The following is a 9,325-nucleotide window of genomic DNA, read 5'->3' on the forward strand; positions in this document are numbered from 1 at the left end:
GTATTAATACGCTTTTCCCCAATACACCATTTGTTTAGCTTCTTTACCGCAACAAATACATTCGTCAGCTAAATGTTCTTGCTCAAAAGGCATACAGCGTGAAGATACTCCAACTTCTTCTTTTAGTTTCTCTTCACAAGCTAATTCTCCGCACCACATTGCCTTAATAAATCCTTGCTTTTCATCAGCTACTTTTTTCATCTCTTCAAAACTCGTCACACTATACGTATTCTCATTGCGAAATACTTTTGCCTTATTAAATAAAGAATGATGAATTTCCTCAAGTAGTGCTGGAATGCGTTCTTCTAATTGATCCATTGCTATAAACTCTTTTTCTTTCGTATCTCTTCTTACAAGTACAACTTGATTCTTTTCAATATCTTTCGGACCAACTTCTAATCGAATTGGAATTCCCTTCATTTCATACTCATTAAATTTCCAACCAGGTGTTTTATTGCTAGCATCTATTTTTACTCGTGCAACCTTTTGAATATGTTCTTGTAACTCTGTTGCTTTCGCTAAAACGCCTTCTTTATGCTGAGCAATCGGTACAATAACAACTTGCACTGGTGCGACTTTAGGCGGCATTACAAGCCCATTATTATCACTATGAACCATAATCAGTCCACCTATCATTCTTGTTGATACGCCCCAAGATGTTTGGTGTACATATTGCCACTTACCGTTACGATCTAAAAACTTAATATCAAATGCTTCAGAGAAATTCGTTCCAAAGTTATGGGATGTTCCTGTTTGAAGTGCTTTCCCATCATGCATTAGGCTTTCAATCGTATAAGTCGCCTTTGCGCCCGCAAATTTTTCTTTTTCTGTTTTTTGTCCTTTAATTACTGGTATCGCTAAGTAGTCTTCACAGAAAGAAGCATATAGATTTAAAATATTTAATGTTTCAGCTTGAGATTCTTCTGCTGTTTCATGAATTGTATGACCCTCTTGCCATAAGAATTCCGTTGTACGAAGAAATGGCCTCGTTGTCTTTTCCCAACGAACTACTGAACACCACTGATTATATAACTTTGGCAAATCATTATAGGATTGCACAATTTTTGAAAAATGCTCACAGAATAAAGTTTCGGATGTAGGGCGTATACAAAGTCTTTCTGCTAACTTTTCATCCCCACCATGTGTCACCCATGCTACTTCAGGAGCAAATCCTTCTACATGATCCTTCTCTTTTTGTAATAAGCTCTCTGGGATAAACATTGGCATATACACATTTTCATGACCAGTTGCTTTTAACTTCTCATCCATCACTTTCTGCATATTTTCCCATAAGGCATAGCCGTACGGGCGTAGAATCATACATCCTTTTACACTTGAATAATCAACAAGTTCTGCTTTTTTTACAATATCTGTGTACCACTGTGCAAAGTCCTCTTCCATCTTCGTAATCGCTTGTACTTGTTCTTTTGCCATAGTCAGTCTTCCTCCTTCTAGAAAATACAAAAAAGCCCGCGCCCCTAAATAGGGACCGAGCTTTGCCGGCGTTACCACCCTGATTCATGCACAAAAATTGTGCATGCTCTCTTTTTGATAACGGGAAATTCCCGCTGCATATGCAGAACGCAAAGGTAGGTTCCATATCGCCTTTTTAAGAATCTTTCAGCCTGACGGATTCTCTCTCTGCTAAAAAGGTTGAACATGTACTAGTCCTTTTTCATCGTTATAACGAAGTAAATTTGTTGAATATCATAATATAAATTTCACCCTAAAACAAGAGTGAATTTTCTTATTTTTTATATATTCTTTTCATTTTTTACAGTTTTATACGTAGCTTTTTCTCGTAATTTTCACAAGTTGATGTGCAATCATACCGATAAGTGTACCAAGTAGGACGAAGAAACCAATAAATCCATATCCCATTCCTTCCCATCCACCAATAACCATCATTGTAACGGGAAAGGACGCTAAGCAAAGAAGTATTAAACTAAGTGCAAATATAATATCGAACTGCTTGTCTGGAAACCGTTTCTTTAGTAAATACGAAATAGCAAATACAAGAATAATCGTAACTCCGCCAATGATGTAAAAAATACCAAATCCATCTAGCAGATCCACAGTATTCCCTCCTTTCATTCATTCCCTTATACTTAATTATATGTTTAACTTTTCTGAAAATAAATAATAAATTTTATTTAAAAACATATTTTTATTACTAGGTATTAATAGTAATATATAGTAATAGGTTTCATATAATTAGGAGGATTACTTTATGGATAAAGCATTAACGAATCGTGTCATCATTTTATCATTCGACTGTTTATCAGCTTTAGATTTTCCTATACTACAAAAATTACCTCACTTCCAATCTCTAATCAAAAAGGGTACGGTTGTCGAAAAAGTAGAGCCCATCTATCCTTCTGTAACCTATCCAAGTCACTCAACAATCGTAACTGGTAATTACCCTAATAAACATGGTGTTGTTAGCAATACGTTACTTCAACCTGGACGTGAATCACCCGATTGGCATTGGTACCGAAAATCAATACAAGGAACAACATTATATGATGAAGCACATAAAGCAAATTTAACGACAGCTGCCCTTCTATGGCCTGTTACCGGCAGAGCAAATATTGATTACAATTTACCAGAAATCTTTCCAAATAGACCGTGGCAAAATCAAGTTTTAGTTTCATTATTTAGCGGTAGTCCGCTATACCAATTAGATTTAAATCGTCGTTTCGGCCATATACGAAATGGATTGTCACAACCTGAACTCGATGATTTCGTACTTGCTTCTGCTGTGCATACAATCCAGACGAAAAAGCCTAATGTCATGTTTGTACATTTCACCGATTTAGACACCCAAAGACACTATCACGGCTTTGAATCAAAAGAAACAATAGCGGCAATTCATAGACATGATGAGCGACTAGGGAAAATTATTCAAGCTTTAAAAGACAGTGGACTATACGAAGAGAGCACCATTATCGCTCTTGGTGATCATAGCGCTTTAAGTGAAAACAAAGCCATTCAATTAAATGTACTATTTCATCAAAAAGGGCTTATCTCTATAAATTCAAAAGGAAAATTAGTAGACTGGAATGCTTATTGCCAAAGTTGCGATGGGTCCGCCTATGTATATGTGAAAGACAAAAACGATACAGATACGATTCGAGAAGTACAACTACTCCTTGAAGAACTACTTCAAAATAAACAAAACGGAATTGAATTTATACTTCATGATGAGGATGCGAAGGAATGCGGTGCAGATGGCAATTGTTTATTTATGTTGGAAGCACGAGAAGGGTATTATTTCACTGAAAACTATACAGGAGATTTTATAAAAGAAATTACTGAAAAAGATGTTACGCCTAGTAAAAAATATACATTTGGTACGCATGGATACTCTCCGACAAAACCTAACTATGAAACAATTTTTATAGCTGCCGGGAAAGGGGTACAAAGCGGCATTACCATACCGTATATGAGACTTATTGATGAAGGCCCAACTATCGCTAGACTACTCGGTTTACACTTAGGTGAAACAGACGGATCAATTGTAGAGGATTTACTCCAATTGTAAAGAACTGTGTATATATGTAAAAGTTATGTAAAATTCATCATTGTTTCTCTTTTTATAATTTTTATTTTTGTACACTGTTAGTAGAACAAATTTGAGGGGGAACATTATATGAAAAAAATGTCCAGACAAGAAAAAAGCTGGATATTATACGATTGGGCGAACTCCGTATATTCGCTCGTCATTACAACCGCATTATTCCCAATTTACTTTAAAGCAGCTTCAAAGGAAGCCGGGTTATCTGGTGCAACTTCAACAGCATATTGGGGATATGCAAACTCGTTCGCAACACTTTTAATTTCTATACTTGCTCCTATTCTCGGCACAGTTGCTGATTATAAAGGATTTAAAAAACGATTTTTCACATTCTTCTTTGGACTTGGTATCGTCTTTACAAGCATGCTAGCAGTCGTCCCAACATCTCAGTGGTACTTATTACTAGGATGCTATATGCTCGCATTAGTCGGTTTTGCTGGAGCAAACATTTTTTATGATGCATTTTTAGTAGATGTCACTTCTGAAGATAGAATGGATCGAATTTCTACGAGAGGTTTCGCTTTAGGCTATATTGGGAGTACTATTCCATTTATCGGTTGTATCGCTCTTATCATTCTTGCTCAAAAAGGAACTATCCCTTTATCAGTTGGCATTGCTAGTCAAATTTCATTTGCGATCACAGCTCTTTGGTGGGGATTATTCACAATTCCAATGCTAAAAAACGTAGAACAAACGCACTATATTGAACGTCACCCAAGACCAATTACAATGAGCTTCAAACGCCTTGCTGATACTTTTAAAAATATTAAAGAATATAAAACAGTCTTTATGTTCTTAATCGCTTACTTTTTCTATATTGATGGGGTCGATACAATTATTACTATGTCCACCGCTTACGGAACAGACCTCGGTATTAGTGCAACGAATCTATTAATCATCTTATTTGTCACACAAATTGTTGCTTGTCCATTCGCTTTATTATACGGAAAATTATCAGAAACATTTACAGGTAAAAAAATGCTATATGTCGGTATTATTATTTATATCATTATCTGCACATATGCTTATTTCTTAAAAACGACACTCGATTTCTGGATTTTAGCAATGTTAGTTGCCACTTCTCAAGGTGGTATTCAAGCAATTAGTCGTTCCTATTTTGCAAAACTAGTACCTAAAGAATCTGCGAATGAATTCTTCGGATTTTATAATATATTTGGCAAGTTTGCCGCGATTATGGGTCCAGTATTAGTCGGTGTTACAACGCAATTAACAGGAAAAACAAACGCTGGTGTCCTTAGTATTATTGTATTGTTTATTATCGGTGGATTTTTATTAACTAAGGTCCCTGAAAATAATACATCTGTTACACCACCTAATCCGAAAACTAAAACGCTATAAGAAAAAGATCCTCTTCATGCAAGAAGAGGATCTTTTTTATCGATAACGTCTTACAATTAAAAACTCAACAGCTGGCTTTACAACGATCGCAGCGCATAACGCAAACAAAAGCGGTATGTTATGAAAATCAATCCATCTATTAAACCCTACCGATGCGAAAAACAAGCCAAAAATTAATACAACGAGTACATAATATGTAACATTGGCACTTGTTTTTAATACATGTTTTTCTAAATCCTCTTTCTCCTCAGTATCCCCTTCAACACTATGTGATGCCAAACTTTTAAATAGATAATGTAAAGCGATGCTACAAATGAATAGTGCATACCAGTTTACTTGAAGTTCAGTTAACCAATAATAAAGTGCGAACACTAACGTACTTATAGCTACTAATACCGTAACGAAAAAGCTTATTTTCTCTTCCCCCAACAACTACTCCCCCTACTGCTTGTACAAAAATAGTTTATCAACAGTTGTTCCTAATACTTCCGCTAAACGAAAAGCTAATGCTAAGCTTGGATCATATTTATTATTCTCAATTGCATTTATCGTCTGTCTTGAAACTTTACACTTATCAGCTAATGCACCTTGTGAAATATTATTCTCAGTGCGTAATTCATAAATTTGATTTTTCACATCTTTTCTCCTAACATGTAAAATCGTTTTTACAACATTAGTATATAGTCGGTACATTTCATTGTCAAAAGACTGTCACAAGAAAAGGGAGCTATTCTGCTCCCTTACAATGGTTATTTCGAGGCTAATGAATTTGTTAGTTCCTCTTTATTGGCGACATCTTCTTTATTTATTTGCATGCGTAGAACTGGCCCTATCGCAAATAAAATAAGTGCCATCGCTATACAAAATACAGTAACTAATGAGGTCATCTCCTTCAATCCTCCCGCTAGTGAAGTTCCGATTAACATTGCCCCCATAAACAGTGGTAAAATTGTTCCATTTACTCTTCCAATCATATTTTCTGGTACAAGTTGAATCATAAGCGTACCGACAACGATATTAACACAGGCTAAACAAATACCTGTTCCAAATCTCATGAAACTAGTAATCCAAAATGATGTAGATACCCCTTCTACTAAAAACGATATCGCTAATATGCCCATACCGAATACGAACATCTTTTTCGGGTTCACTTTTGAAGCGAAAATCGCAGCAACAATACCACCAATTAACATACCTATTCCATCAGCTGCAGCTAAATATTGAACTGCTTCCTTTTCCATTCCAAGGCGTTCTATTACAAGGAATACCTCTAATGGAGTTGTTAATCCAACAGCTAAGCCTATAATGGTGAAAGTGATCGTAATCATACGTAAATTTTTCGTATGAAGAACATATTTCCACCCTTCTTTTATATCATTTTTTAATGACTCTCTCGCCACTTGCTCTTTTTCAACCCATTTTGGTAAGAATGAAAGGGCGATAGCAGATAACAAAAATAAAATGATTAAACTATATAGCGACGTAATTAAACCAAGTTGTGTATACACAAGCGATCCTACCACTGGTCCAAAAATCAGAAATAATGACTGTAATGTTTGGTTAAATGCAATCGCATTTGCTACCTGTTCTTCTTTTACATAGCGCTTAAATATACGCGAAGATGATGGCTGAGAAAACTGACCTACAATCGCAGAAATGAGTGTTGCAAAAAATATAGCCTGCCAATAATCCAGTTTTAACAACAGGACAATTCCTATAATAGACAGGACACTTAATACATCTCCAGCGACCATTGTTCTTTTCGGATTCCAGCGATCAGCTAGCGCACCACCGATAAACGAGAAAATAAAAATAGGTGCATATTCCATAACTGATAACAACGAAACAGAAACCGGATCATTATTCGTTCGCTCCATTATGAAATACAAAAGAGCCATATTTCTAATCCAAATTGCAAATTGTTGTAAAATATCAGACGCCATAACGAGCATAAATGCTCGGTTTTTAAATAAAGCGTTCATTTTCATTCCCCTTTCATAAACCGACCGTTCGGTCTAATTTGTTTTATAGAAAAGCAACTGACTTATTATTCAGCTGCCATTCCTTTTAACAATACATCTATTGCCTTTTTATAAATACGTTTTAGCTCTTTATAATCTAACTCGTAGTAAAGTACTCCAAGCCCTGATAATAACCCATTCACAATATACATAAGATCGCGCGTATTATCTTCACGAAACTCTCCAGACTGTATGCCTGCTTCAATTAGTTTCTCAAACATAACATACGATTCTCTAGTTAAAGCTAATAGTTCATCCAAAATCTCTTTACTTACAACTTGGCTCATAGAGAATTCCTCTATTGCATTTGAAATTGGTTGCTGTATGTCCTCTACATGATATTCCGCGAGACCATATAATTTTTCAGTATTCGTACTATACGACTTCTCTTTTTCATTCCATTTTTCAAGCCAATCATACGTATGCTGTTTTACTACAAATAAAAATAATTCTTCTTTACTTTTAAAGTGATAATAAATGCTTCCTTTACTTCGCTCTGTAATTTCACAAATCTCTTCCATAGATGTAGCTGCATAGCCCTTCTGTGAAAACAAACTTTCTGCTTTATATGCAATTTCTTTCTTTATCTCTTCTGCACTTCTTCTCATATTCACACCTCTTTAAACCGACCGTTCAGTCTAATAATAACAAATTAAAAACCTCTATTACAAGAGGCTATATTTCTTATTTAAGAAAACGTACTCTCAAACCACGTTCGAATCATGTGTATTGTTCCTAATTTAATGTATTATCCAAAAAAAGCCTCCTTCCCCTAGCATGTGAAAGACGATAGTCTAGCGATAGGTGGAAGATGCATTTCGGTTCGGCGTAGCCAAACATTTGATTTTCCTACTTATTTCACCTCTGATATAATCAGTCTTATAGAAAGTAAAGTTTGGTATAATAATGAAAGTAGATAATAATCTTGTAGTGTTCAGATTGTATGATCACCGTCATAGCTTATGGGAAATAAAGCGGAAAATGAGGTGAATGGATATGGCAAAGCATAATAAGGCGTACAAATTTCGTCTGTATCCAACAGAAGAACAAGCGCATCTCATACGTAAAACGTTCGGATGTGTACGCTTTGTGTATAATAAAATGCTGGCTGAGCGGAAAGAACTATATGAAACATACAAAGAGAACAAGGAAGAACTAAAGAAACAAAAATTCCCTACTCCTGCGAAATACAAAGTAGAGTATGAATGGTTGAAAGAAGTTGATTCATTGGCATTGGCCAACGCTCAATTAAACTTGCAAACTGCGTATAAGAATTTTTTTTGTGGTCAAAGTGAGTTTCCTACATTCAAAAATAAAAAGAGTAGAAAATCCTATACAACGAATCGAGTAAACGGAAATATTATGTTATTTCATGGTTATATCAAATTACCAAAATTGAAAATGGTGAAACTGAAGCAACATAGAGAGATCCCACCAAATCATATCATCAAATCATGTACGATTTCGATGACACCAACTGGTAAGTATTACGTGTCTATTTTGACCGAATATGAAAAAGAAATCACTCCAAAAGAAGTAGAACATGTAGTTGGATTAGACTTCGCAATGGCTGAATTGTACGTGAGTAGCGATGATGAGAAAGCCAATTATCCTCGCTTTTATCGTCAGATGTTAGACAAATTAGCAAAAGCACAACGGGTATTAGCACGACGTATGAAAGGTTCAGAGCGCTGGAATAAACAACGCATTCGTGTAGCGAAATTACATGAAAAGGTCGCCAATCAACGTAAAAATTTCCTTCATCACAAGTCTAAAGAATTAGCTACGAGTTTTAACGTTGTAGCAATCGAAGACTTACATATGAAAGGTATGTCACGAGCACTTCGCTTTGGTAAAAGTGTAGCGGACAACGGTTGGAGGATGTTCACGACATTTTTAGCATATAAGCTACAAGAACAAGGAAAACAGCTTGTAAAAATAGATAAATGGTTTCCTTCTACAAAGATGTGTAGTCGTTGTAGAAATAAAAAAGAAATGCCATTATGTGAACGCATGTATGCGTGTTCGTGTGGACTCACAATCGGCCGTGATTATAACGCAGCTATCAATATCAAAAAAGAAGCCATACGCTTACTAGCGTTGGCATAAATAGTAACAAAATACCCTTTGGAACAAGGGAGTTAGCTCGGCTGTCCTGGGACAAATTCGTTAGTTATCAAAAGTAGCGATAAACCGAGAAGCCCCCACTTTGGGGTAAGCTCGTAAGAGATACTAAGTGGTGGGTAGTTCACATCCTAATTTAACAAGAAATACGCCTCCCGTAGCTAATAAAAATAACACTACTTTCCCCTTGTTTTTCACTTTCAGTTCCCTTTTCATTTCTATTCCCCTTAGTACGTTAAAAATA

The 9,325-nt window shown here is 35.7% G+C and carries 9 protein-coding genes, 1 pseudogene and 1 other annotated feature; of the genes and pseudogenes, 3 read left to right on the forward strand and 7 right to left on the reverse strand.

Features of this window, described 5'->3' with window-relative positions; genetic code table 11:
* Positions 1-3 precede the first annotated feature (3 nt).
* Together proS and MR079_RS20880 are read right to left on the reverse strand one after the other, a co-directional pair.
* Positions 4-1,434 (reverse strand): proline--tRNA ligase, encoded by a 1,431-nt coding sequence (proS, locus tag MR079_RS20875; RefSeq protein WP_139869491.1) that lies wholly within the window; start codon positions 1,432-1,434, stop codon positions 4-6.
* Between the two features lie 47 nt (positions 1,435-1,481).
* Positions 1,482-1,688, reverse strand: a binding site (T-box leader).
* Positions 1,689-1,782: 94 nt separating this feature from the next.
* Positions 1,783-2,076, reverse strand: coding sequence for a YesK-like family protein (locus tag MR079_RS20880; protein ID WP_242294555.1), 294 nt, complete (start codon positions 2,074-2,076; stop codon positions 1,783-1,785).
* 154 nt (positions 2,077-2,230) lie between these two features.
* Here MR079_RS20880 and MR079_RS20885 point away from each other — a divergent pair, with 154 nt between their 5' ends.
* Entirely contained in the window at positions 2,231-3,544 is a 1,314-nt protein-coding gene (locus MR079_RS20885) for an alkaline phosphatase family protein (RefSeq protein ID WP_242294556.1), read from the forward strand.
* Between the two features lie 108 nt (positions 3,545-3,652).
* Positions 3,653-4,936 carry an MFS transporter gene (locus MR079_RS20890; RefSeq protein ID WP_242294557.1) on the forward strand — a complete coding sequence of 428 codons (1,284 nt, stop codon included), beginning with the start codon at positions 3,653-3,655 and terminating at the stop codon, positions 4,934-4,936.
* Positions 4,937-4,972: 36 nt separating this feature from the next.
* Here MR079_RS20890 and MR079_RS20895 read toward each other — a convergent pair whose 3' ends face one another.
* The 4 genes from MR079_RS20895 to MR079_RS20910 all read right to left on the reverse strand — a co-directional run bounded on the left by MR079_RS20895 (position 4,973) and on the right by MR079_RS20910 (position 7,565).
* Positions 4,973-5,365: a hypothetical protein gene (locus tag MR079_RS20895; RefSeq protein WP_139869489.1), complete on the reverse strand. Its 393-nt coding sequence runs from the start codon at positions 5,363-5,365 to the stop codon at positions 4,973-4,975.
* Between the two features lie 12 nt (positions 5,366-5,377).
* A complete protein-coding gene (locus tag MR079_RS20900) occupies positions 5,378-5,629 on the reverse strand; it encodes a helix-turn-helix transcriptional regulator (RefSeq protein ID WP_001974760.1) in 252 nt (83 codons plus the stop codon).
* Positions 5,630-5,685: 56 nt separating this feature from the next.
* The gene (locus tag MR079_RS20905) at positions 5,686-6,918 is read right to left on the reverse strand and encodes an MFS transporter (RefSeq protein WP_242294558.1); all 1,233 of its coding nucleotides are present in this window, start codon (positions 6,916-6,918) and stop codon (positions 5,686-5,688) included.
* Positions 6,919-6,983: 65 nt separating this feature from the next.
* Complete coding sequence (locus MR079_RS20910; RefSeq protein WP_001254445.1) at positions 6,984-7,565, reverse strand: TetR/AcrR family transcriptional regulator; 582 nt, start codon at positions 7,563-7,565, stop codon at positions 6,984-6,986.
* 388 nt (positions 7,566-7,953) lie between these two features.
* On the opposite strand from MR079_RS20910, the gene MR079_RS20915 reads away from it, so the two are divergent.
* The gene (locus tag MR079_RS20915) at positions 7,954-9,066 is read left to right on the forward strand and encodes a transposase (protein WP_242294559.1); all 1,113 of its coding nucleotides are present in this window, start codon (positions 7,954-7,956) and stop codon (positions 9,064-9,066) included.
* 135 nt (positions 9,067-9,201) lie between these two features.
* On the opposite strand, the pseudogene MR079_RS20920 reads toward MR079_RS20915, so the two are convergent.
* Positions 9,202-9,297, reverse strand: a pseudogene (locus tag MR079_RS20920) (histidine kinase); the annotation flags it as partial.
* Positions 9,298-9,325: the final 28 nt, after the last annotated feature.

This window comes from Bacillus cereus group sp. BfR-BA-01381, from assembly GCF_022663555.1.
GTDB lineage: Bacteria > Bacillota > Bacilli > Bacillales > Bacillaceae_G > Bacillus_A > Bacillus_A pacificus.

Excerpts from the sequence above, each read along its gene's own strand:
- MR079_RS20910 (WP_001254445.1), bottom strand. The coding sequence starts at position 7,565 with ATGAGAAGAAGTGCAGAAGAGATAAAGAAAGAAATTGCATATAAAGCA.
- MR079_RS20885 (WP_242294556.1), top strand. The coding sequence starts at position 2,231 with ATGGATAAAGCATTAACGAATCGTGTCATCATTTTATCATTCGACTGT.
- MR079_RS20900 (WP_001974760.1), bottom strand. The coding sequence starts at position 5,629 with ATGTACCGACTATATACTAATGTTGTAAAAACGATTTTACATGTTAGG.
- MR079_RS20915 (WP_242294559.1), top strand. The coding sequence starts at position 7,954 with ATGGCAAAGCATAATAAGGCGTACAAATTTCGTCTGTATCCAACAGAA.
- MR079_RS20905 (WP_242294558.1), bottom strand. The coding sequence starts at position 6,918 with ATGAACGCTTTATTTAAAAACCGAGCATTTATGCTCGTTATGGCGTCT.
- proS (WP_139869491.1), bottom strand. The coding sequence starts at position 1,434 with ATGGCAAAAGAACAAGTACAAGCGATTACGAAGATGGAAGAGGACTTT.
- MR079_RS20890 (WP_242294557.1), top strand. The coding sequence starts at position 3,653 with ATGAAAAAAATGTCCAGACAAGAAAAAAGCTGGATATTATACGATTGG.